General features: G+C 65.9%; 19 protein-coding genes and 3 tRNA genes. 9 read left to right on the forward strand and 13 right to left on the reverse strand.

Features of this window, described 5'->3' with window-relative positions; translation table 11 throughout:
* Nucleotides 1-97: 97 nt before the first annotated feature.
* From WI26_RS09140 to tig, 6 genes are all read right to left on the reverse strand, one after another.
* Nucleotides 98-174, reverse strand: a tRNA-Asp gene (locus WI26_RS09140).
* A gap of 23 nt (nt 175-197) precedes the next feature.
* Nucleotides 198-273, reverse strand: a tRNA-Val gene (locus WI26_RS09145).
* A 204-nt stretch (nt 274-477) separates the two neighbouring features.
* The gene (gene lon / locus WI26_RS09150; protein ID WP_044843675.1) at nt 478-2901 is read right to left on the reverse strand and encodes an endopeptidase La; all 2424 of its coding nucleotides are present in this window, start codon (nt 2899-2901) and stop codon (nt 478-480) included.
* A 197-nt stretch (nt 2902-3098) separates the two neighbouring features.
* A complete protein-coding gene (gene clpX, locus WI26_RS09155) occupies nt 3099-4370 on the reverse strand; it encodes an ATP-dependent Clp protease ATP-binding subunit ClpX (RefSeq protein WP_006489345.1) in 1272 nt (423 codons plus the stop codon).
* A gap of 164 nt (nt 4371-4534) precedes the next feature.
* Entirely contained in the window at nt 4535-5188 is a 654-nt protein-coding gene (gene clpP / locus WI26_RS09160; RefSeq protein WP_006496351.1) for an ATP-dependent Clp endopeptidase proteolytic subunit ClpP, read from the reverse strand.
* Between the two features lie 140 nt (nt 5189-5328).
* Nucleotides 5329-6675 carry a trigger factor gene (gene tig / locus WI26_RS09165; RefSeq protein WP_069225790.1) on the reverse strand — a complete coding sequence of 449 codons (1347 nt, stop codon included), beginning with the start codon at nt 6673-6675 and terminating at the stop codon, nt 5329-5331.
* 387 nt (nt 6676-7062) lie between these two features.
* On the opposite strand from tig, the gene WI26_RS09170 reads away from it, so the two are divergent.
* Together WI26_RS09170 and WI26_RS09175 are read left to right on the forward strand one after the other, a co-directional pair.
* Nucleotides 7063-8208, forward strand: coding sequence for a glycerate kinase (locus tag WI26_RS09170; RefSeq protein WP_069225791.1), 1146 nt, complete (start codon nt 7063-7065; stop codon nt 8206-8208).
* Nucleotides 8209-8270: 62 nt separating this feature from the next.
* Nucleotides 8271-8720: a MarR family winged helix-turn-helix transcriptional regulator gene (locus WI26_RS09175; RefSeq protein WP_059464321.1), complete on the forward strand. Its 450-nt coding sequence runs from the start codon at nt 8271-8273 to the stop codon at nt 8718-8720.
* Between the two features lie 259 nt (nt 8721-8979).
* Here the strand turns inward: WI26_RS09175 and WI26_RS09180 are convergent, their stop codons facing one another.
* Complete coding sequence (locus tag WI26_RS09180; RefSeq protein WP_069225792.1) at nt 8980-9978, reverse strand: 2-dehydropantoate 2-reductase; 999 nt, start codon at nt 9976-9978, stop codon at nt 8980-8982.
* A gap of 101 nt (nt 9979-10079) precedes the next feature.
* Complete coding sequence (locus tag WI26_RS09185; RefSeq protein ID WP_069225793.1) at nt 10080-11225, reverse strand: helix-turn-helix transcriptional regulator; 1146 nt, start codon at nt 11223-11225, stop codon at nt 10080-10082.
* A 302-nt stretch (nt 11226-11527) separates the two neighbouring features.
* Here WI26_RS09185 and WI26_RS09190 point away from each other — a divergent pair, with 302 nt between their 5' ends.
* The 4 genes from WI26_RS09190 to WI26_RS09205 all read left to right on the forward strand — a co-directional run bounded on the left by WI26_RS09190 (nt 11528) and on the right by WI26_RS09205 (nt 15263).
* A complete protein-coding gene (locus WI26_RS09190) occupies nt 11528-12574 on the forward strand; it encodes a porin (protein WP_069225794.1) in 1047 nt (348 codons plus the stop codon).
* 23 nt (nt 12575-12597) lie between these two features.
* Nucleotides 12598-13815, forward strand: a complete 1218-nt coding sequence (locus tag WI26_RS09195) for an MFS transporter (protein WP_069225795.1) — start codon at nt 12598-12600, stop codon at nt 13813-13815.
* A 15-nt stretch (nt 13816-13830) separates the two neighbouring features.
* Nucleotides 13831-14940 carry a class II histone deacetylase gene (locus tag WI26_RS09200; protein WP_069225796.1) on the forward strand — a complete coding sequence of 370 codons (1110 nt, stop codon included), beginning with the start codon at nt 13831-13833 and terminating at the stop codon, nt 14938-14940.
* Nucleotides 14941-15032: 92 nt separating this feature from the next.
* Nucleotides 15033-15263, forward strand: coding sequence for a hypothetical protein (locus tag WI26_RS09205; protein ID WP_059538032.1), 231 nt, complete (start codon nt 15033-15035; stop codon nt 15261-15263).
* 91 nt (nt 15264-15354) lie between these two features.
* Here the strand turns inward: WI26_RS09205 and WI26_RS09210 are convergent, their stop codons facing one another.
* Together WI26_RS09210 and WI26_RS09215 are read right to left on the reverse strand one after the other, a co-directional pair.
* The gene (locus tag WI26_RS09210) at nt 15355-15648 is read right to left on the reverse strand and encodes a hypothetical protein (RefSeq protein WP_059913844.1); all 294 of its coding nucleotides are present in this window, start codon (nt 15646-15648) and stop codon (nt 15355-15357) included.
* Between the two features lie 197 nt (nt 15649-15845).
* Nucleotides 15846-15932 (reverse strand) — tRNA-Leu (locus WI26_RS09215).
* Between the two features lie 235 nt (nt 15933-16167).
* Between WI26_RS09215 and hpnD the strand changes: the two genes are divergently transcribed.
* A complete protein-coding gene (hpnD, locus tag WI26_RS09220) occupies nt 16168-17001 on the forward strand; it encodes a presqualene diphosphate synthase HpnD (RefSeq protein ID WP_059464313.1) in 834 nt (277 codons plus the stop codon).
* 17 nt (nt 17002-17018) lie between these two features.
* On the opposite strand, the gene WI26_RS09225 is transcribed toward hpnD, so the two are convergent.
* From WI26_RS09225 to WI26_RS09235, 3 genes are all read right to left on the reverse strand, one after another.
* The gene (locus tag WI26_RS09225; RefSeq protein ID WP_069225797.1) at nt 17019-18242 is read right to left on the reverse strand and encodes a DUF1501 domain-containing protein; all 1224 of its coding nucleotides are present in this window, start codon (nt 18240-18242) and stop codon (nt 17019-17021) included.
* Nucleotides 18243-18309: 67 nt separating this feature from the next.
* Complete coding sequence (locus WI26_RS09230; protein ID WP_069225798.1) at nt 18310-19812, reverse strand: DUF1800 domain-containing protein; 1503 nt, start codon at nt 19810-19812, stop codon at nt 18310-18312.
* 120 nt (nt 19813-19932) lie between these two features.
* Nucleotides 19933-20211, reverse strand: a complete 279-nt coding sequence (locus WI26_RS09235) for a hypothetical protein (RefSeq protein ID WP_069225799.1) — start codon at nt 20209-20211, stop codon at nt 19933-19935.
* Nucleotides 20212-20469: 258 nt separating this feature from the next.
* On the opposite strand from WI26_RS09235, the gene ompR reads away from it, so the two are divergent.
* Both ompR and WI26_RS09245 read left to right on the forward strand, forming a co-directional pair.
* On the forward strand, nt 20470-21204 hold the full coding sequence (gene ompR / locus WI26_RS09240) for a two-component system response regulator OmpR (protein ID WP_004192636.1): 735 nt from the start codon (nt 20470-20472) through the stop codon (nt 21202-21204).
* A gap of 40 nt (nt 21205-21244) precedes the next feature.
* Nucleotides 21245-22606, forward strand: a complete 1362-nt coding sequence (locus WI26_RS09245) for an ATP-binding protein (protein ID WP_059464309.1) — start codon at nt 21245-21247, stop codon at nt 22604-22606.
* Nucleotides 22607-22776 lie beyond the last annotated feature (170 nt).

The following is a 22776-nucleotide window of genomic DNA, read 5'->3' on the forward strand; positions in this document are numbered from 1 at the left end:
ATACGGGGTGGCACGGGAGAAAAGCAGGTGCGCAACGAACGGGCGCAACCGACGACGCGAATGAAAAAGCCCGCACGAGGCGGGCTTTTTCATTTTCTGGCGGAGCGGACGGGACTCGAACCCGCGACCCCCGGCGTGACAGGCCGGTATTCTAACCGACTGAACTACCGCTCCTTGGTCTGGCTGAATCAGGAAACTGGTGGGTGCTGAGGGGTTCGAACCCCCGACCTACGCCTTGTAAGGGCGCCGCTCTACCAGCTGAGCTAAGCACCCGTTTCCGATTCGTTCTGGCTGCGATCTGCGTTTCGGCATCAACAACCAGCGAGCCCGCAAGTTTAATTCATCCCCGATCATTTTGCCAAGCCCGCTGGCAAAAAATTTTAATGGCGGCTCAACACTCAATGCCGACGCACATAAAAAAACCCGCGGACGCGCCGCGGGTTTCGTGAACAACCGTCAGAGACGGCGTTCAGGTTTTCAGTGCTTCACGACTTCCGTCGAGCCGGCATCCTTCGCCGCTTCGCCGACCGGTGCCGCAGCCTTCGCCTCTTCTTCCGGCGGCAGCGGGGTCGGCGTACGTTCGAGCGCGAGCTCCAGCACCTTGTCGATCCAGCGGACCGGCACGATCTCGATCGCGTTCTTCACGTTGTCCGGAATGTCCGCGAGATCCTTCACGTTCTCTTCCGGAATCAGCACGAGCTTGATGCCGCCGCGATGCGCAGCCAGCAGCTTTTCCTTCAGCCCGCCGATCGGCAGCACTTCACCACGCAGCGTGATCTCGCCCGTCATCGCGACATCGGCACGCACGGGAATGCCCGTCAGCACCGACACCAGCGCGGTCGTCATCGCACCGCCGGCGGACGGACCGTCCTTCGGCGTCGCGCCTTCCGGCACGTGGATGTGGATGTCCTGCTTCTCGAACGCCTCGTCCTTGATACCCAGACGGCGCGAACGCGAGCGCACAACCGAACGCGCGGCCTCGACCGACTCCTTCATCACGTCGCCGAGCGAACCGGTGCGGATCACGTTGCCCTTACCCGGCATCACCGCGGCTTCGATCGTCAGCAGATCGCCGCCGACTTCCGTCCACGCGAGGCCCGTCACCTGACCGACCTGGTTTTCCTTCGCCGCGAGGCCGAAGTCGTACTTGCGCACGCCGAGGAACGTATCGAGGTTCTCGCCATCGACCTTGATCGCTCCCGATGCCTTCTTCAGCAGCAGCATCTTCACGACCTTGCGGCAGATCTTCGACACTTCCCGCTCGAGCGAGCGCACACCGGCTTCGCGCGTGTAGTAGCGGATGATGTCGCGGATCGCTTGCTCGGTGACCTCGATCTCGCCGTCCTTCAGGCCGTTGTTCTTCTTCTGCTTCGGCAGCAGATAGCGCTGCGCGATGCTGACCTTCTCGTCTTCCGTGTAACCCGACAGACGAATCACTTCCATCCGGTCGAGCAGCGGCGGCGGGATGTTCAGCGAGTTCGACGTCGCGACGAACATCACGTCCGACAGGTCGAAATCGACTTCGATGTAGTGGTCGGCGAACGTGTGGTTCTGTTCCGGATCGAGCACTTCGAGCAGCGCCGACGACGGATCGCCGCGGAAATCCATGCCCATCTTGTCGACTTCGTCGAGCAGGAAGAGCGGATTGCGCACGCCGACCTTCGCGAGGCTTTGCAGGATCTTGCCCGGCATCGAGCCGATGTACGTACGGCGGTGACCGCGGATCTCGGCTTCGTCACGCACGCCGCCGAGCGCCATCCGGACGAACTTGCGGTTCGTCGCACGAGCGATCGACTGACCGAGCGAGGTCTTGCCGACGCCCGGGGGCCCGACGAGGCACAGGATCGGCGCCTTCACCTTGTCCACGCGCTGCTGCACAGCGAGGTACTCGAGAATGCGTTCCTTCACCTTCTCGAGGCCGAAGTGATCCTCGTCGAGCACCTGCTCGGCGTTCGACAGATCATTGTTGACCTTGCTCTTCTTGCGCCACGGCAAGCCGATCAGCGTGTCGATGTAGTTGCGCACGACCGTCGCTTCGGCCGACATCGGCGACATCAGCTTCAGCTTCTTGAGCTCGGCATCGGCCTTCTTCTTCGCTTCCTTCGGCATGCGCGCGGCGTTGATGCGCTTCTCGAGCTCCTCGAGATCCGCACCCTCTTCGCCTTCGCCCAGTTCCTTCTGGATCGCCTTGACCTGTTCGTTCAGGTAGTACTCGCGCTGGCTCTTTTCCATCTGGCGCTTCACGCGCCCGCGGATGCGCTTTTCGACCTGCAGGATGTCGATCTCGGCTTCGAGCTGCGCGAGCAGGTGCTCGAGACGCTCGATGACCGGGAACATCTCGAGGATGTGCTGCTTCTGGTCGAGCTTGAGCGGCAGGCGCTCGGCGATCATGTCCGCGAGGCGACCGGCTTCATCGATGCCCGACAGCGACGTGAGAATCTCCGGCGGGATCTTCTTGTTCAGCTTCACGTACTGGTCGAACTGCGACACGATCGCGCGGCGCAGCGCTTCCGTTTCCGCGCTGTCGGCGTGATCGGGCTCGAGCGGCATGACTTCACAGGAGAACTGCGTCTCCTGCTCTTCGATCGACAACGCCTTCGCACGCTGCAGACCCTCGACGAGCACCTTCACGGTGCCGTCCGGCAGCTTCAGCATCTGCAGGATGTTGGCGATACAACCGACCTCGTACATGTCCTTTTCGGTCGGCTCGTCCTTGGCCGCAGTTTTCTGGGCGACGAGCATGATGTGCTTGCCGCCTTCCATCGCTGCTTCGAGGGCCTTGATCGATTTCGGCCGGCCGACGAAGAGCGGAATGACCATGTGCGGGAAAACGACGACATCCCGCAGCGGCAGCAGCGGGAGCGTGATGCGTTCCGGCGGGAGAAGTTGGGTGCCTGACATTTCATTTCCCCATGAGTGGAATCAATTGTTCGGTAATTGAGGCCGCCACAACGAATTGCAAGCCTTCAAGTGCGGGAAATATTCGGTAAGAAAGTAACCACCGCGTGTCGAGTCAGAGTTACCCACAAGATAAACGAAAAAAAGCCGCCCACGGACTCATGAACGGCCTTTTTCGCAGAACATCGTCGGCAAGCCGGTCAGTTCGAACCCGCCACTTTCGGCGTGTCCTCGTAGATCAGCAGAGGCTTGCCATCGCCATCGATGACGTTCTCGTCGATGATGACCTTGCTGACCCCTTTCATCGTCGGCAGCTCGTACATCACGTCGAGCAATGCCTGTTCGATGATCGAACGCAAACCGCGCGCGCCGGTCTTGCGGCGGATCGCCTTGCGGGCGACTGCCTGCAGCGCGCCCGGCCGGATTTCCAGCTCGACGCGCTCCATCGCGAACAGCTTGTGATACTGCTTGACGAGGGCATTCTTCGGCTCGACGAGGATCTTCATCAACGCGGCTTCATCGAGCTTGCCGAGCGTCGCGACCACCGGCAGACGGCCGATCAATTCGGGGATCAGACCGAATTTGATGAGGTCTTCCGGTTCGGTTTCGCGCAGCACTTCGCCCGCGTCGCGCTCCTGCTTGCTCTTGACCGTCGCGCCGAAGCCGATGCCCGTCTTTTCCGTGCGATCGGTAATCACCTTCTCGAGGCCGTCGAACGCACCGCCGCAGATGAACAGGATGTTGGTCGTGTCGACCTGGATGAAATCCTGGTTCGGGTGCTTGCGCCCGCCCTGCGGCGGCACCGACGCCATCGTGCCCTCGACGAGCTTCAGCAGCGCCTGCTGGACGCCCTCGCCCGACACGTCGCGCGTGATCGACGGGTTGTCCGACTTGCGGCTGATCTTGTCGATTTCATCGATGTAGACGATCCCGCGCTGGGCCTTGTCGACCTCGTAGTTGCAGTTCTGCAACAGCTTCTGGATGATGTTCTCGACGTCCTCGCCGACATAGCCGGCTTCGGTCAGCGTCGTCGCGTCGGCGATCACGAACGGCACGTTCAGCAACCGCGCGAGCGTCTGCGCAAGCAGCGTCTTGCCGGAGCCCGTCGGGCCGATCAGCAGGATGTTGCTCTTCGACAGCTCGACGTCGTCCTTCTTGTCGAGATGCTTCAGGCGCTTGTAGTGGTTGTACACGGCCACCGCGAGGATCTTCTTCGCGCGCTCCTGGCCGATCACGTACTGATCGAGGATGTCGCGAATTTCCTGCGGGCTCGGCAGATCCGACCGGGACAGGCTGGCCTCGACGCCGGCGGCAGCCGCCTCGTCGCGAATGATCTCGTTGCAGAGGTCGATGCACTCATCGCAGATGAATACCGACGGGCCCGCAATGAGTTTCTTCACCTCATGCTGGCTCTTCCCGCAAAACGAGCAATACAACAGCTTCTCGCTGTTCGAACCTTTTTTGTCCGCCATGAATGTAGAGCCTCCGGACAGGTAAATGACATGATACGCCGAATGCTCCGAACGCCGCGCCTAGGGCGCGACCGGAGCCGGCTGGATGCGCTTGCCGCAGATGCTCAGGGCACTCGGGACATTGCGACGGCGCCGCCCGAATCGGGGCGGCACCCCACTTAAGCTTACGGGCGCTTCAGCAGCACCTGATCGATCAGCCCGTACGCCTTCGCGTCCTCGCTCGACATGAAGTTATCACGGTCGGTGTCGCGCGCGATGCGCTCGACGTCCTGGCCCGTATGCTGCGCGAGCAGGTTGTTCAACCGTTCCTTCAGGTAAAGGATTTCGCGTGCCTGGATCTCGATGTCGGACGCCTGGCCGCGCGCGCCACCGAGCGGCTGGTGAATCATCACGCGCGAGTTCGGCAGCGCGAAACGCTTGCCCTTCGCGCCCGACGCGAGCAGGAACGCACCCATGCTGGCCGCGAGGCCCATGCAGAGGGTCGACACGTCCGGCTTGATGAACTGCATCGTGTCGTAGATCGCCATCCCGGCCGACACCGAGCCGCCCGGGCTGTTGATGTAGAGGCTGATGTCCTTGTCGGGATTCTCGCTCTCGAGAAACAGCAATTGCGCGACCACGAGGTTGGCGGTCTGGTCGTTCACTTCGCCGACCATGAACACCAGACGCTCCTTCAGGAGACGCGAATAGATATCGTACGAACGCTCGCCGCGGCCGCTCGTTTCGACGACGATCGGCACCAGCCCCAGCGCTTGCGCCTCGAAACCCTGCGGCGCGTTCGAAGCAAGCATGTCCAGCAATTCAGCGCGAGTGATCATTCAATGAACCTTGTTCGAATGGAAAATTGAACGGAGGGAAGCCGCCCGCTCAATCGCCATATTAATGGCAACCGTGCGCTTGACGTAAAAACGGCGTGCGGGCCGTCGCTCCGACAGCCGGCACGCCGCTAGAGCGACACTTACGCTTGCGCCGATGCGCTCGCGAGTGCCTCGAAGCTCACTTCCTTGTCCGTCACCTTTGCCTTGCCCAGCACGAAGTCGACGACGTTGCTTTCAACGACGAACGCTTCCATCTCGGCGAGGCGCTGCTGGTTCGAATAATACCAGCGGACCACTTCCTTCGGGTCTTCGTAGCTCTTCGCGAACTCGTCGACTTCCGCGCGGATCTGCTCCGGCTTCGCTTCGAGGCCGTTCGACTTCACGAGCTCGGCCAGCACGAGGCCCAGCTTCACGCGACGCTCTGCCTGCTCGGCGAACATCTCGGCCGGGATCGGTGCGTCCTTCGCGTTCGGCACGCCGCGCTGCGCCAGATCCTGGCGAGCCATTTCAACGAGGCGTTGCTGATCCTGCTCGATCAGCGCCTTCGGCACGTCGAGTTCGGAAATTTTCAACAGCGCGTCCATCACCTGGTTCTTGACGATGGCTTGCGTGCGGCGCTTCGCTTCGCGCTCGAGGTTTTCCTTGATTTCGGCGCGCATCTTCGTCAGGTCGCCGTCTTCGATGCCGAGCGACTTCGCGAATTCCGCGTCGATTTCCGGCATGTGCGGCCACTCGATCTTCTTCATCGTGACCGTGAATTGCGCCGTCTTGCCCGCCACGTCCTTGCCGTGGTAGTCGTCCGGGAACTTCAGGTCGAACGTACGCTGTTCGCCGACCTTCAGGCCCAGCGCAGCCGTTTCGAATTCCGGCAGCATGCGGCCTTCGCCGAGCACGAACGGGAAGTCTTCAGCCGTGCCGCCCTGGAATGCGACGTCGTCGATCTTGCCGACGAAATCGACCGTCACGCGGTCGCCGTTCTTCGCTGCGGTGTCCGCACCGCCGTCGCCGTGCTCGCCGGCTTCGCCGCGCGCGTGGAAGTGCACGCGCTGCTTGCGCAGGATTTCCAGCGTGCGGTCGATTTCGGCGTCGCCGATCGACGTCGTCGAGCGCTCGACTTCGGCCGTGGCCAGATCGCCGATCTTCACTTCCGGGTAAACCTCGAACGTCGCGTCGAACGCGTATGCATCCTCAGCCTGCTCCTGCTTCGGCTCGAAGCTCGGCTGACCGGCGACGCGCAGGTTCTCCGCGCGGCTGATCGTGAAGAATTCCTGGCCGATCTTGTCGCTCAGCACTTCCGCCTCGACCTGACCCGAGTACTGCTGGGCGACCATCTTGAGCGGCACCTTGCCCGGGCGGAAACCCGGCATGCGAACGTTCTTCGCGAGTTTCTGGATACGGGCGTCGATTTCCTTCTGCACGGTGTCCTTCGGCAGGGAAATCGTCACGCGGCGTTCAAGCTTGCCGAGGTTCTCAACAACGTTAGCCATGGCTTCAATCGTCCTAAAATTATTCGAGCGAATCGGGTTTTCCTTGCCGTGCCTGCCTGCAGCGTGAGGTGCATCGCATGCCCACGCCGCGCCGGAGCGCCACGCCATCCCTGCACGCGCCGGATGGCTAGCGCAAGCGGCTCGGAGCACGGCTTTGGCCGGAAGAATCGACTATTCTAGCAAACAATTTTCCTCGCACCGCCAGATCGGCACGACAACGACGCGGACCGACCATGCCGCGCGCGCGCCTGTACGGCGATGCGTGCGGATCGCCGCTATGCCGAACGGCATATCCCCCGCGACCCCGCCATCCTGTAAGCTCCGATTGAGGGTGCGCCGTAGTCGCGGCCGCCATTTTTCATACCAATCACGCCTTCCGGAGACACCATGCCGCAACACCCGTCCGCGCCTGTCGTCGTCATCGCGCCCGATTCGTTCAAAGGCTCGCTTTCCGCCGAGCAGGTGGCGGATGCGATCGCCACCGGCATCCGCCGTGCCCGTCCCGACGCGGTCGTGCGCTGCTGCCCGATGGCCGACGGCGGCGAAGGCACGCTCGATGCAATGCTGGCGGGCGGTGGCGCGCGGCGCGCGCTGCGGGTGGCCGGCGCGTCGCTCGCGGCACGCGATGCGGCGGTCGGCGTGATCGACGCGCGCACCGCGATCATCGAGACGGCCGAAATCGTCGGGATCACCGACCCGATCGGCATGAGTGTGCCGGTCGACGCGCGCAGCACGCGCGGCATGGGCGAGGCGATCCGTACGCTGCTCGACGAAGGCGTGCGCCGCTTTTTCGTCGCGCTGGGCGGCAGCAGCACCAACGACGCCGGCGCGGGGTTGCTCGCGGGCCTCGGCCTGCAGTGCTTCGACGCGGCCGGCCAGCCGATCGAACCCGTCCCGGCGCGGCTCGCCGATATCGCGCGGATCGACGCGTCAGGGCTCGATCCGCGCCTGAAGGAAGCGGAATTCATCGGCATGTCCGACGTCGACAACCCGCTGACGGGCGCGCACGGCGCGACCGCCGTTTTCGGTCCGCAAAAGGGCGTGACGCACGAGCAGGTTGCGACCCTCGATGCCGCGCTCGGTCGTTTCGCCGACCTGCTCGAGGCAGCACTCGACCGGCATGGCCGCGATCTGGCCGGCGCTGGCGCCGCAGGAGGCCTCGGATTCGCGCTGCACATGCTTGGCGCGCAGTTCGAAGCCGGCGCGGAAGTCGTCGCGCGCCAGATCGGGCTCGATGCCGCACTCGCAGGCGCCGACTGGCTGATCACCGGCGAAGGCCGCTCCGACGTGCAGACACTGCATGGCAAGGCACCGTTCATCGCCTGCCGTCATGCGCAAGCGGCGGGCGTGCCCGCGTCGCTGCTGTCGGGCGCCGTCGACCCGGCCGCGCTGCCACGCCTTTCCGAATACTTTTCCGGCTGCTTCTCGCCCGCGCCTGGCCCGATCACGCTCGACGCGGCGATCCGCGATGCGGCGAACCTGCTCGCGAACGAAGCCGAACAGTTGACACGGCTGAAGTACGGCGCACACTGACCGTTGACCCGAGCGCGCGATACAGGAACAATCGGGCCCGCCCTTTTTCTTCAGGATTCGACATGAAAGGCCGCCAAGCCGGGCTCGATCAGTTTCTGACCTACCGCCTCCATGCGCTCACGAAGCGATCCGACCGCGGGATCGCCGAGGTGTACCGGCACAAGCTGGACATCTCGCTTCCCGAAGCGCGCGTGATCGCCGCCGTCGGCGCCTTCGGTCCGTTTTCGATCATGGATCTCGCGCGCCATACCAACCTCGACAAGAGCCAGGCGAGCCGCGCGGCGGAAGCGCTCTTGCGCCAGGGGCTGCTCCAGCGCAGCGCGAGCGACGAAGACGGCCGGATCGTGCTGATCGCGCTGACCGGCGACGGCCGCGCGCTGCATCGCAAGATCATGCCGATCGTGCGCAAGTGGAATGACGGCCTGCTCGCGTGCCTGTCCGACAGCGAGCGCCAGACGTTCGAGCGACTGCTCGACAAGGTCGTCGCGAACGCGGTAGAACGCGACGACTGAGTCGCGCCCGCGCGGGTGCAATCGGTGCCGCGCCAGTGTCGCGACGGCGCGGCATGCGCCGGAATCGCCGCGGTGGCTCCGCACATGCCTCAAGCGCGACACACGGCCACGGCCTGCCGCTTTCTTCAGATGACGCGTGCAGGCGCGCGAGTTACGCCAGTGCACGGCCAGCGTGTCCGGCTTCCCAGCCGGCCCGCCCGGCTGCTCACCGCTTTTTCGCCCTTCTCCGCATGCCGGCCACCGCCGCGCGCCCCTTCCGCTACAGCCCGCTGTTCGCCGCACGCTGACGCAACAACCCCAGCACCGCGTCGCAATATGGCGTCGGCACGCCGAGCTTGCGTCCCAGTTCCGGAAACACGCCGAGGATCGGTCCGATTTCCAGTGCTCGCCCGGCCTCGAAATCCTGCAGCATCGACGTCCTGAACGCATCGAGCCTGCGCGTCACGGCGATCCGCTCCGGCCCGCTCATCCCCGTATCGAGACCAAGCTTCGCGCCGATCGCGGCCGCCTCTTCCATCATCCGCAACGCGAGGCCCTGCGTGAACGGATCGTCAAGCAGTTGGTCGGCGGTCGAACCCGTCAGCGCGCTCAACGGATTCATGTTCATGTTGCCCCACAGCTTTGCCCAAATCTCCGTGCGGATCGCCGGCGTCGACTCGACGTCGAAGCCACCCGCGCCGAGTGCCGCCGCGAATCGCGCGGTCGCCGCATCGAGCCGCGAATTCGGCGAGCCGATGATCAGGCGGTTGCCGCGGCCGCGGCGCACGATACCCGGCGCATCGGTGCTCGACGACAGGTGCACCACGCAGCCGATCGCCTGCGCGGGTGGCAGTGCAGCCGACACCACCCCGGCCGGATCGACCGCATCAAGCGGCACGCCGTCTAGCGAGCCCGCGAGCCCATGCGTGAACCACCACGGCAGCCCGTTCATCGCGGCGACGATCACCGTGCCGGGACCGACCAGCGGTGCGATGCGCGCGGCCAACGCCGGCAATGCCTGCGCTTTCAACGCGATCACCACGTAGTCCTGCACGCCGAGCGCGGCCGCGTCGTCGCTCGCGCGCACCGGAACCGAAGACTCGGCGCCCGCCTCGTCGATCACGCGCACGCCGTGCGCGCTCAGCGCATCGAGCGTCGCGCCGCGCGCGAATGCGCTCACAATCATGCCGGCCCGCGACAGCGCGGCCGCGAGCAACCCGCCGATCGCGCCGACGCCGACCACCGCCGCGCGCACCGACCCTGAATTCGTATCGTTCATGATGGAAATCCGTGTACCGGAAGCTGACGAGCATAACGCTCAATGGTTGCGGATACAACCATTCGTGCAAGCACCTGCGTGCCTGAGTTCGCACGAGCAATTCAGCGCGGCGCAGTGCCCGACGCCACGGTTTCGTCGTCGACCGTGCCGCCCGTCGCGCCGAGCACGCCGGCGATCTGGCTCTTGTCGTGCATGCCGAGCTTGCGGTATGCGCAGCGCAGATAGTGACGCACGGTCGTCGGCGAAATCGCCATCTGCTGCGCAACCTCCTTGTGCGAACGGCCGGCACCGTAATAGCGGATCGCCGCCAACTCGCGCGGGCTCAGCCGGTCGAGCAGCGACCGCGGCCGCGCCTCGATCTGGAATAGTCCCGCGACGGGCACGCACTGGATGCGCAGCGCGTCGCCGATATACGGCTGGCCCGACTGGCGCCGCACATGCGCGACCAGCGGCTCCGGCACGCGCGTGCCGGTCCACGTCGGCCATTCAGTCCGCAGCACGTCGTCGAAGCCGTGATCCGCGTGGTGCAGCACGCCGAAGTTGTCGCACAGCGCGCGGGCCGCCGGCGCCGTCGCATCGGCACGCTCGCGCGTGAGCTGTGCCGCACGGTTGATTGTCAGCGCGGCCGCCAGATGCGGAACCACTTCCTCGAAGCGACTCGCGTCGTCGTCGCCGAACGGACGATTCAGGCCCTGGCGGTAGATCGACATGAACGTTGTCAGCCCGAAGCGGCGATCGAGCGTACACACGCACATCAGTTGCGCCAGCCCGTACTTCACGCACCAGTCGCGAAACCGCGCGTCGAACCCCGGTTCGACGACCGACAGGCGCACCGCGCGGCCATGCGCGCCGAGCAGCGTGCGTTGCGCGAGCGGATCGCAGTCGCGCACGCGTTTCCAGTCGCTGAAGAACGCGTGCGGAAGACGGTACAGGAAACTGTTGTGCATCACGGGGCCGGTCGGCACGTGCGTCGCGACGCCGGTCCACGCGGCATCGAACGGGATGAGCCCCTGCAGCAGCGAAAAGAAGCGGCACTCGAATTCGCCGATACCCGACTGCGCGGCGACCGCGTACAGGTCGAGCAGCATCAGGCCGAGTTCGCGTCGCGCCGCGTCGCCGCGCGTCACGCCATCGAAATCGGCGCGGCGGGACGGCAGCGGCGGCCATGCGGATTCGTCGAGCACGATCGCGGCCGGCACGTCGCGCAGCGCATCGAGATCCTGTTCGATATCCGTCGTGATCCTCACCTTCCGCTCCCCTGCCCGATCGGGCCGCTGATGCGCGCAACGCAGACCGGCCGATTATAGCGACCGCCTTTTTTGGCGGGCTCCGCCGCCGGAACACGCGGCAACCCCATCCATTTGAACGGTGCGCTGCCCGTTGCTGCCGTGCAGCACGCCGCGCCAGGGCGCCGCGGCATATCCATGCCGCGCACCGCGGGTTTTCCATACCGTTCATCTGCACGACTGTTCAGCGGTTTTCCTGCTGCCGACACTGCGTCGCGACAACACCAACGACAAACGATGTACGACGGTATGGAGAACCCCACGTGATGACACCCCGCTTCATCCGCACAGCCACGGCCGCCGCGACGCTTGCCGCGTGCAGCGCCGCCGCGTATGCGCAGTCGGCCCTCACGCTCTACGGCGCGCTCGACGCCGGCGTGCAGTACCTGTCGCACGCCGACGGGCACCGCTCGGCCGTGCAGTTGCAGAACTACGGCATCCTGCCTTCGCAGGTCGGAATCAAGGGCCACGAGGATCTCGGCGGCGGCTGGCGCGCGCTGTTCAAGCTCGAACAGGGTCTCAACATCAACGACGGCACGGCGACCGTCCCGGGCTACGCGTTCTTCCGTGGCGCGTACGTCGGCATCGCGGGGCCCGTCGGAACGGTGACACTCGGCCGGCAGTTCAGCGTGCTGTTCGACAAGACGCTGTTTTACGACCCGCTGTGGTACGCGTCGTACAGCGGCCAGGGCGTACTCGTGCCGATGAACGCGAACTTCATCGACCATTCGATCAAGTACCAGTCTCCGACGTTCGCCGGCTTCGACGTCGAGGCCCTCGCCGCGACCGCCGGAGTCGCGGGCAATACGCGCGCCGGGCGCGTACTCGAACTCGGCGGACAGTACACGAGCAACGGGCTGTCGGTCAGCACGGTGCTGCATCAGGCGCACGGCGATGCGTCGGCCGCGGACGACGCATCCGCGCGCCGCCGCGAACTCGGCGCGCTCGCCGCGCGTTACGCGTTCGCGGTGCTGCCGCTCACCGTCTACGCGGGCATCGAACGCCTGAGCGGCGACCTCGATGCGGCGCGCACGATCGTCTGGGGCGGCGCGCGATATCTGACCTCGGGTGGAATCGGGCTGAACGCGGGCGTCTATCACACCGATTCTCATACGCCGGCGATCGGCCACCCGACACTGTTCATCGCGAGCACCACCTACGCGCTGTCGAAACGCACCGTCGCCTACGTGAACCTCGGTTATGCGCGCAACAGCGGCCAGAGTTCACAGACGGTCTACGAATACGACCCGACACCGCTCGCCGGCGCATCGCAGTGCGGCGCGATGGTCGGCATGTATCACCTGTTCTGATTCCCTTCCAGCGAGATCCCGCTATGAAAACCCTTTGTTCCGATGCCGCGCTGCCGTCCGACGGCTGCGCGTCGCCTTTCGCGCGCTCGACGCTCGTCGCACTCGTCGTATTCGCGGCCATCACGCCGCTGCTGCTGCTCGTCGCGCCGGCCGTCGCCGGTCAACTCGCGACGCAGCTCGGGCTGTCCGCGTCGCAGATCGGCACCTACTTCTTCGTCGAACTCGGCGCGTTCAGCCTCGCAACCGTGCCGTCGTACCTGTGGCTCGGCCGCATCGACGCGCGCCGCGTCGCTGCATGCGCAATCGCGCTGTTCGGCGCGGGCAATCTGCTGACCGCGTTCTGGATGCCCGGCTTCGTCACGCTGCTCGCGCTGCGAGCCGTCACCGCGCTCGGCGGCGGCTCGCTGATGGTGCTCTGCATGACCAGCGCGGCGACGAGCGAAAACAGCGATCGCGTGTATGGGCTGTGGGTCGTCGGCCAGTTGATCGCCGGCGCAATTGGCCTGTTCGTGCTGCCGCATGTATTCGTCGCGTTCGGGCTGCGCGCGCTGTACGTCGCGCTGGCCGTGCTCGCGCTGCTTGCCGCACCGCTGTCGCGCGGCTTTCCGGCGACGCTCGGGATACCGAACGTATCGACAACGGCCGCGCGCGGCGCGGCGACGCGTGCATCCCGGCGCTTCGTCGCGCTCGCGATCGGCGCGGTGCTGACCTTCTATCTTGCGATCGGCAGCGTGTGGACGTTCGCGAGCCGCGCGGCGACGGAGGCCGGACTCGATCCGCAGTCGACCGGCAACGTGCTCGCGATCGCGAGCGTGATGGGGATCGCCGGTGCGGCGCTCGCATCGTGCGCGGGCGGCCGGCTTGCTCGGCGCGCGATGCTGGCCGCCGGATACGCGTTGCTTGCGGCGTCGCTCGTCGCACTCGCCGCGCTACCGCATGCGAGCGGCTACAGCGCCGCGATCTTCGCGTTCAAGTTCGCGTGGACGTTCGTACTGCCGTTCATTCTCGCGACCGTCGCGCAGATCGATACGTCCGGGCGCCTCGTCGCGACGCTCAATTTCGTGATCGGTGCAGGCCTTGCGGCAGGCCCGCTCCTTGCCGGGCTGTTGCTGGATGCCGGCGGCACGATGCACGTGCTGTTCGCGGTCGCAGCAGCCGTCGCGATCGCGTCGTTCGCCGCGCTGCGCCATATCGATCGGCGCGCGCGGATTTCCATGACTTCCGTTTCTTCCCAACCGTGACAGGTCAGCCTATCCATGAATCGCACTGCCTTCTTCACCGACGAACGCACCTTCTGGCACACCGGCGGCACGCACGCGCTGTTCTTCCCGGTCGGCGGCTGGGTCCAGCCGCCGTCGAGCGCCGGCTACGCCGAATCGCCCGATTCGAAGCGCCGCTTCCTGTCGCTCGTGCAGGCGTCGGGCCTGGCCAACCACCTCGACATGCGCGGCGCGGCGCCAGCCACTGCCGACGATCTGCTGCGCATTCATCCGGCGAGCTATCTCGACGCGTTCCGCGCGCTCAGCAATGCGGACGGCGGCGACCTCGGCGATCTCGCGCCGTTCGGCAAGGGGAGCTACGAGATCGCCGCACTGTCAGCGGGTCTCGCGATCGCGGCGGTCGACACCGTCGTCGCCGAGCGCGCGGCCAACGCGTTCTCGCTGTCGCGACCGCCCGGCCATCACTGCCTGCGCGATCGCCCGATGGGTTTCTGCCTGCTCGCGAACATCCCGATCGCGATCGAGGCCGCACGCGCGAAGCATGGCATCGACCGCGTCGCCGTGATCGACTGGGACGTGCATCACGGCAACGGCACGCAGTCGATCTACTACGACGATCCGGACACGCTGACGATCTCGCTGCACCAGGACCGATGCTTTCCGCCCGGCTATAGCGGCACGGGCGATCGCGGCGAAGGCGCGGGCGTCGGCGCGAACCTGAACGTGCCGCTGCTCGCGGGCAGCGGCGACGACGCGTATCGCCATGCGTTCGAGCGGATCGTGTTGCCGGCGCTGGAGCGGTTCCGGCCGGAACTGATCGTCGTCGCGAGCGGCCTCGACGCGAGCGCGGTCGATCCGCTCGCGCGCATGCAATTGCATACGGGCAGTTACCGGTACATGACGCGCGCGATGAAGGACGCCGCGCAGCACCACTGCGGCGGGCGGCTCGTGATCGTCCACGAGGGCGGCTATTCGGAGGCGTACGTGCCGTTCTGCGGACTCGCGATCATCGAAGAGCTGGCCGGCATCCGCACCGATGTCGCCGATCCGATGCTCGATCTCGCGATCGCGCAGCAGCCGGGCGAGCGGTTCGTCACGTTCCAGCGCGAGCTGCTCGACGAACTGGCCGTGTCGTTCGGCTTGTAACGCGCGCTCACCAACGATACGGGGCCGGCCCTTGCGCGATCGGTGCGGATGGGGTTACCTGTGCCTTTACACCTGCCCGGCCCCCTCTTTCGATGAAATCGTCTTCGCGCGACCCCGACACCAACAACAAAACGCGCCGCCAGCCCTCCAGGCTCGCACTGAATATCGCGGCCGTGCTGGTCGGCCTCATCACGTTCGCGATCGGAGCGGCGTGGTTGATCTATAGCTGGATCGTCGATCGCGAAGCGCAGTATTTCGCGATTCCGCTGGTGTTCTCGGTGCCGGTGATCGTGGCGGTCGCGGTGCGGAGTTTCTGGGACTAGGCACGCTCGCAACGACAAAGCGCCGCGGTCAGTGGATGCGCGGCGCTTTTTGTTCCATGCATAGCAACATTCGTGGTCGGCCCCCGGCCGCTCACAGGCCGGCGTGCCTGCATGGGTTGGGAACCGAACCCTGATATCCGCCAACGAAACCCAACGCGGAGCCGAGGAGTGCCGTGCCGACCGATTTCAGGACGGTTTCGCCCGACATCGGCGCGCCGCTGGCGATCAGCCGACCCGAATAGGCCGAGCACTCCGGCGACGACACATCGAGCTGCACGGGCCTGGCGCTCCGCGCGACGTTGTCGGCGGCCGTGGTGGCGAATGCGGGCGCGGCCAGCGCGAACGTCAGCACGGCAATTGATGTATGCACGATGTTTTTCTTCATGTATGGCCCTCGGCACGATGCGTTGCGCGCAAGCATTGTAATGAGGAATTGCATTCCATACGCGATCTGAACTGCGCCAAAGCTCGACGGCCCGGTGTATGAGCGGGCGAAAAACGGGCGGCAACAAAAAAGCGCTGCGGTCGACCGACCGGCAGCGCTTTTCAGGAATGGCCCTTGGGGCGGCACATTCGACTTCGTGGTGCGTGAGGCCGGACTCGAACCGGCACACCCTTGCGGGCGTCAGGACCTAAACCTGGTGCGTCTACCAATTTCGCCACTCACGCGCATGTCTGTCGCCTGACTGCGCGGCACGCAAGATGCGTTCTCCACGCGCCCGGGCGTCATGCCGGCCCGAAAACCGGCACGCCCGATCAGGCGAGCGCGAGATTCTACCCGATCTCCGCAGCATTGTCTCGCCTCACCGGCGCCCATTGAAGAGCGGTGCTAGAATGCCGCGCTCGACGTGCCGGCCACGCGCCGGCGCGCGTCCCCAAATCCGCCTCCGCCACGATCCCACCCGTGAACTTCGACGATTACTGTCAGCAAAAGGCCGCCCCCGCGGGCTCCAGCGTCTACTACGCGCTGCGCCAGGCACCGCTCGCCGCCGCACCGCGCCTGACGGCGTTGTTCGCGCTGCGCCGCGAACTCGAGGAAACCGTCAAGGAAACCAGCGATCCGACCGTCGGACATACGAAGCTCGCGTGGTGGCACAAGGAACTCGCGGCGCTCGCCGCCGGCGAACCGTCGCACCCGGTCACGAAGGCGCTCGCGCAACATCACCCTGCGATCGGCGCAGAGTCCGACGCGCTGCGCACGCTCGTCAACGGTTACGGGATGGATCTCGAACAGGCGCGTTACCTCGATTTCGCGAACCTGCAGCGCTACATCGCGCAGGTCGGCGGCACCTTCGCGTCGCTGGTCGCACGCGCGAGCGCCGCGAACCTGGCCGACCCGCAACCGTGGGCCGCGAATGCCGGCCACGCGCTGATGCTCGCGCAATTCGTGCAGGAACTCGGCAACGACGCGCGCCATGGCCGCATCTATCTGCCGATCGACGAACTTCAACGCTACAACGTGACCGCTGCCGACCTGCTGAACCGCCGCTACAGTCCAGCCTTCACCGAACTGCTGCAGTTTCAGACGAGCCGCGCGCGCGAAGCGCTCGCCGCTGCCGACACAGCGATCCCCGCATCCGAACGCCGCGCGCAACGCACGCTGCGTGCACAGATCGCACTGGCCGGCGCGCTGCTCGACGAAATCGAGCGCGACGGCTACCAGGTGCTGCACCAGCGCATCGCGCTGACGCCAATCCGCAAGCTGTGGATCGCGTGGCGCGCCGCGCGCCGCCGCTGACCGACGCCGTCACGACCTCACACCTTCAGCAGCGGCAGCGTGTCGAAGCGCTGCTGCAGCACATGCGTCGCATCGAGCCCCCACCACGGCCCGAGCACGGTCGCATACAGCTGGCGGAAATCGACCGCGACCGGCAGGTTGCCGTTGCCGTCGAGACGCCCTAGTGCCGGTGCCGCGCCGTACAGCCCGCCGGCCACGCGGCCGCCCATCACGAAATGCGGCGCAGCGGTACCGTGATCGGTACCGTTGCTCTGGTTCTCGCGCACGCGCCGCCCGAATTCCGCATACGTCATCACAAGCGTCTGGTTCCAGCGCCCGAGTTCGACCAGTGCGCCGCGCATCGCACTCATCCCTTCCGCAAACTGCCTGAGCAGCGCAGCCTGCTGCCCCGGCTGGTTCTGGTGCGTATCGAAGCCGTTGAGCGTGAGCCGCAACACCGCGACGCCGTCCTGCGCACCGGGCCTCGAGGCCTCGCATGCCGCGAGCACCTGCATCGCGGTCTTCACCGATGTCCCGAACGTACCGGCCGGAAAGGCCGTCCTGAACTCGCGCATCCCGCTGCGCGGGCGCAGCCGGTCGGCCGCCTTCACGATGTCGTTCTCGACGTCGATGATGTGCGCGAGCGCCGGGTTCCGTTCGCGCAGCGACGACGGTTCGGCCAACCGGGCCGCGCGGATGAACTGCGCGGGATTCACGAGCGCGATCGCGCGCGCGCCGTTCGCGAGCGGCCCCATCTCCGCGCTGCCGAGCACGACGCCGTCCGCCGCGAAGCCGGGCGGCACCGGCGCCTGCGCGAAGGTGCGCGTGAGCCAGCCTTCGTGCAGGTACTGGTCCGAGCGCGACGCGGTATCCCAGATTTCGATCGAGCGGAAATGCGACAGGTTCGGCTGCGGATAGCCAACGCCCTGCACGATCGCGACCTGCCGGTCGCGCCACAGCGGCATCAACGGCGCAAGCGACGGGTGCAGCCCCGTCTGCGCATTGAGCTGCAGCACCTGATCGCGCTTGATGCCGATGCTGCGGCGGAACTGGTAGTAGAGCGGATCCGCATACGGCACCACCGTGTTGAGGCCGTCGTTGCCGCCCTTCAGCTCGACGAGGATCAGCACGTTCGCATAGCCCGGCGCCGGGTGACGACCCGCCGCGGCCATCGATGTCGCTGCCTGCGCGGGCGGCTGCCACAACGACACGCCCGCCGCGGCCGCGGCGCCCGTGAGCGTCAAAAAATCACGTCGGTTCATCGTGCATCCTTTGGTTCGCCGCGCGGTATGGCTACCGCGGCAGCGCGCCTGATCGTCGTCGTTTCGGTCATTTCAGTTGATAGGCCGGATCCATCAGCAGCGCCTCGAGATACGCGCTGCCGGTCGAGTCCGTATCGATCGCCGCGACGGGCGACACCGGCAGCACCGCATGCTGCAGTTGAAGCTCGATCGACAAACCGGCAATCGCCTGCGGCCGCGCACGATACTGCGCGAGCCAGCGCTCGAGGTCGAATCGCAGGCCGCCGCGCGCGGGCCCGGCCGGCACGCCGCGCATGCCGGGAACCGACGCGGCGTCGGCAACCGGTATTGCTTGCGCGTGCGCATTCGGCAACGGCGGCGCCATCGCATGCGCGGGCGTCCGCATGCCGGCGGTCTCGGTCGCGCGAAACAACTGCTCGACGAACTGCTTGCGCGCAAGCAGCGTGGTGCTGTTGATCCACATCGCGCCACCCGGCCAGCCCTTCACGTTCGGCGGATAGAACAGGTTCTGTCCGAGCGTGCGCACGGTATTCGCGAGCATCTGCGGATCGCCGTACGCGACGTCGAACAGCCGCACCGACCCGACGACGAACTCGGCCGGCGACTTCACGAGCACGCCGCGATTGCGAGGATCCCAGAATTCGTCGGTCGACCAGAGCGCGGCAAGCGCCGCACGTATGTCGTAGCCGCTCGCGCGAAACCGTTCGGCGACGTCCTCGAGCGCGCCGGTGTCGGGCGTATCGGACACGAACTCGCGCCACAGTTTGCCGGCGATGAAGCGTGCGGTGTCGGGGCGCTTCAACAGGATGTCGAGAAAGCCGTCGCCGTCGAACGCCCCGGTCTCGCCGAGTATCGTCTTGTCGCCGGCGTCGTGCCATTCGGACCGCACCACAAAGCGCAGCGTGTCGGGATCGACGCTCCAGCCGGTCATCGCGCGCGCGGCCTCGGCCACGTCGCGCTGCGTGTAATGTCCTTCGCCGAGCGTGAACAGCTCCATCACCTCGCGCGCGAAGTTCTCGTTCGGACGGCCCTTGCGATTGCTCGCCCCGTCGAGATACTGAAGCATCGCCGGATCCTTCGCGACCGCATGCAGCAGCGTGCCGAAGTTGCCGAGCGCCTCGCGGCGAAACAGCGCATTCTGCGAGGCCATCGTCTGCGGATACGGAACCTTGTCCTGCCCGGAGGTGAAGTGCCCGTGCCAGAACAGCGTCATGCGCTCGGTAAGCGGCGACGGCGTCGCGATCATCTCGTTGACCCACGCCGCGCGCAACGCATCGTAGCGGCGATTGCGTTCGCGCTGTTCGTCGCGCCGCATGTCGGGCGTCAGCGCCTGTCGCTGTGCGCGGGTCGGCGGCGGTTCGGCCAGCCAGTCGGGCCAGGTCGTCACGGGGTCGCGGCGCACGTTGCCGAGCGTATCGGCCACGACTTGCGCGCGCGTCATCCCGACGATGCGGGCGACCTCGGCCGGTGCGGGAGAAAAGCCAGTGCGGCTCAGGAAGAACAATGCATCGTCGGCGTCGAGCGGCGCCTGCATCGCGGGCGATGCCGGGGAGGCAGCGTTTGCTTTCATCGTCGTGGACTCCCGGAACGCACCGGCGGTGCGGATGCCGGTACAACGGCAGCAGCCATCCGAAAGTTGACGGAAAAATTGCTACGGAATCTTTCCGTGCCGCGCGAATGCGTGCGCGGGTCAGCGCTTGTACAACTCGCGAACGGCGTCCTCGATGTGCTGGCGCAACAGGTGGCGTTCCTCGGGCGTCATGTGCCCGTCGCGGCGGCGCTGTTCGAGATCGGGAGGCACGGCGGAACGGACCGCCATGTCGGTGGCGCGGTCGGACTGCGGCGCTTTGCCGCGCTGCAGCTTGCGCGACGAGGCGCCCTGCTCGGGGCGCTGCGCATACGCGAAGTTCGACGCATATGGACCGGCAAGTGCGATCGTCAGCATCAGTGCAATCCGGGCAGATCGCATGACCGTCCTCGCTTCTTTGGTCGATTTGTTCCCTTCGTCACGCGGCAACCGGTTACCTCTGGTACTTGAAAAACCCTGCGGAATTCGGGCGTACAAAGATGAAAGATGGAGTGCAGGGGAGTATCTACCGAATTTCGGCTTCGAGTAAAGGAATCTCTATAGCCTGCCTTTACTCCGCGCGACACTACGGGTAAATTTTGTAACGGACTGTAACGCGCGAAAATTCGCGAGCGTGCGTGATTTCCCATTCGCGATAAGATGCCGCTCATGGAAACGAAAAACCCCTCCAAGATTCTCGTCGTCGACGACGACCCGCGCCTGCGCGATCTGCTGCGCCGCTATCTCGGCGAGCAGGGCTTCAACGTATACGTCGCCGAAAACGCCACCGCGATGAACAAGCTCTGGGTGCGCGAGCGCTTCGACCTGCTCGTGCTCGACCTGATGCTGCCGGGCGAGGACGGCCTGTCGATCTGCCGTCGCCTGCGCGGCAGCAACGACCGCACGCCGATCATCATGCTCACCGCGAAGGGCGAGGACGTCGATCGCATCGTCGGCCTCGAGATGGGCGCCGACGACTACCTGCCGAAGCCGTTCAATCCGCGCGAGCTCGTCGCGCGCATTCACGCGGTGCTGCGCCGCCAGGCGCCGGCCGAACTGCCGGGCGCGCCGTCGGAAACCACCGAGGTGTTCGAGTTCGGCGAGTTCTCGCTGAACCTCGCGACGCGCACGCTGACGAAGTCGGGCCAGGAAATTCCGCTGACGACCGGCGAATTCTCGGTGCTGAAGGTGTTCGCGCGCCATCCGCGCCAGCCGCTGTCGCGCGAAAAGCTGATGGAGCTCGCGCGCGGCCGTGAATACGAAGTGTTCGACCGCAGCCTCGACGTGCAGATCTCGCGCCTGCGCAAGCTGATCGAGCCGGATCCGGGCAGCCCGCGTTTCATCCAGACCGTCTGGGGCCTCGGCTACGTGTTCATCCCGGACGGCGCTGCCTGATCTTTTTCCTTTCCGGTTTCGCCCGCCCACGGCCCGCCCCATGCGTATCGACCGGCGCCTCCTGCAGCTTGCGTTCGGCGGGCTGTTCTGGCGCACCTTCCTGCTGATCGCGCTGCTGATCTCCGTCAGTCTCGCCGCGTGGTTCCAGAGCTTTCGCGTGATCGAGCGCGAGCCGCGCGCGCAGCGCGTCGCGCTCCAGCTCGTCGCGATCGTGAAGCTCACGCGCACCGCCCTGCTCTATTCCGATCCCGATTTGCGGCGCGCGCTGCTGCAGGATCTCGAGAGCAATGAGGGCGTGCGCGTGTACCCGCGCGAAAAAACCGACAAGTTCAAGCTGCAGCCCGACGAATCGCTGAACCGCCTGATCGAACACGACATCCGCAGCCGCCTCGGCGACGATACCGTGATCGCGCAGTCGGTCAACGACATCCCGGGCGTGTGGATCAGCTTCAAGATCGACGACGACGACTACTGGGTCGCGCTCGATCGCGACCAGCTCGACAGCGTCACCGGCCTGCAATGGGCCGGCTGGGGCCTGTTCGCGCTTGCGCTGTCGCTATTCGGTTCCGCGTTCATCACGAGCCTCGTGAACCGGCCGTTCTCGCGGCTCGCGCTCGCCGCGCGCCAGGTCGGTTCGGGCCAGGCGCCCGACCCGCTGCCCGAGCGCGGGATGGGCGTCGCAGCCGACACCAACCGCAGCTTCAACCAGATGGTGCGCGACCTCGAGCAGCTCGAGGCCGATCGCGCGCTGATGCTCGCCGGCATCTCGCACGACCTGCGCACGCCGCTCGCGCGGCTGCGGCTCGAAACCGAGATGAGCCCGTCCGACCAGGCGACCAAGGACGCGATGGTCGACGACATCGAGCAGATGGACCGCATCATCGCGGCCTTCATCGATTACGCGCGCCCGACGCAGCGCAAGCCGGAGCCGGTCGACCTGTCGTCGATCGCACACGAAGTCGCCGCACGCGTGGCCGGCGAGGACGGTGTCGAGATCCGCACGCGGCTTGCGCCGACCGCCGTGATCGAAGCAGATGAAACCGACATGCGCCGCGTGATCGGCAACCTCGTCGAGAACGCGCGCAAGTACGGCCAGAGCCGCGACGACGGCGTGTCGCGCATCACGCTCGAGACGCGCGTGACGCACGCGCGCGTCGAGTTGTCGGTCAGCGACGAGGGCCCCGGCATTCCCGAAGATCAGCTGCCGCTCGTGATGCGGCCGTTCTATCGCGTCGACACGGCGCGCACCAAGGCGGACGGCACAGGGCTCGGCATGGCGATCGTGCTGCGCCTAGTCGGCCGCTATCGCGGCGCGCTGCGCCTGCGCAACCGCAGCCCCGAAGCGGGCCTCGAAGTCACCCTCGAATTCCCCGGCGCCGGCAAGGCGCGTGCGACGGCGTGACGCGTTCGCGCACGCTTCTTGCGCGCCACACTATCGGCGCGGTTGAAAAAACTATGAGATTCGTTAGCCAAAAACTATTGAAGCGCATTGTTAATAGTGTTATAGTCTTCCCCATGCTGTCACATCAACGTTGCAGCACCGAGGTAGCTTGACTCAGTCTTCTTCCCAAC

This window comes from Burkholderia diffusa (genome assembly GCF_001718315.1).
Lineage (GTDB): Bacteria > Pseudomonadota > Gammaproteobacteria > Burkholderiales > Burkholderiaceae > Burkholderia > Burkholderia diffusa_B.

Bases quoted from the DNA above. Each gene is read 5' to 3' on its own strand.
- WI26_RS09170 (WP_069225791.1), top strand. From the start codon at position 7,063: ATGCCGCAACACCCGTCCGCGCCTGTCGTCGTCATCGCGCCCGATTCG.
- WI26_RS09195 (WP_069225795.1), top strand. From the start codon at position 12,598: ATGAAAACCCTTTGTTCCGATGCCGCGCTGCCGTCCGACGGCTGCGCG.
- WI26_RS09230 (WP_069225798.1), bottom strand. From the start codon at position 19,812: ATGAAAGCAAACGCTGCCTCCCCGGCATCGCCCGCGATGCAGGCGCCG.
- WI26_RS09200 (WP_069225796.1), top strand. From the start codon at position 13,831: ATGAATCGCACTGCCTTCTTCACCGACGAACGCACCTTCTGGCACACC.
- WI26_RS09180 (WP_069225792.1), bottom strand. From the start codon at position 9,978: ATGAACGATACGAATTCAGGGTCGGTGCGCGCGGCGGTGGTCGGCGTC.
- WI26_RS09175 (WP_059464321.1), top strand. From the start codon at position 8,271: ATGAAAGGCCGCCAAGCCGGGCTCGATCAGTTTCTGACCTACCGCCTC.
- WI26_RS09245 (WP_059464309.1), top strand. From the start codon at position 21,245: ATGCGTATCGACCGGCGCCTCCTGCAGCTTGCGTTCGGCGGGCTGTTC.
- WI26_RS09205 (WP_059538032.1), top strand. From the start codon at position 15,033: ATGAAATCGTCTTCGCGCGACCCCGACACCAACAACAAAACGCGCCGC.
- ompR (WP_004192636.1), top strand. From the start codon at position 20,470: ATGCCGCTCATGGAAACGAAAAACCCCTCCAAGATTCTCGTCGTCGAC.
- WI26_RS09225 (WP_069225797.1), bottom strand. From the start codon at position 18,242: ATGAACCGACGTGATTTTTTGACGCTCACGGGCGCCGCGGCCGCGGCG.
- clpP (WP_006496351.1), bottom strand. From the start codon at position 5,188: ATGATCACTCGCGCTGAATTGCTGGACATGCTTGCTTCGAACGCGCCG.
- lon (WP_044843675.1), bottom strand. From the start codon at position 2,901: ATGTCAGGCACCCAACTTCTCCCGCCGGAACGCATCACGCTCCCGCTG.
- WI26_RS09235 (WP_069225799.1), bottom strand. From the start codon at position 20,211: ATGCGATCTGCCCGGATTGCACTGATGCTGACGATCGCACTTGCCGGT.
- WI26_RS09210 (WP_059913844.1), bottom strand. From the start codon at position 15,648: ATGAAGAAAAACATCGTGCATACATCAATTGCCGTGCTGACGTTCGCG.
- clpX (WP_006489345.1), bottom strand. From the start codon at position 4,370: ATGGCGGACAAAAAAGGTTCGAACAGCGAGAAGCTGTTGTATTGCTCG.
- tig (WP_069225790.1), bottom strand. From the start codon at position 6,675: ATGGCTAACGTTGTTGAGAACCTCGGCAAGCTTGAACGCCGCGTGACG.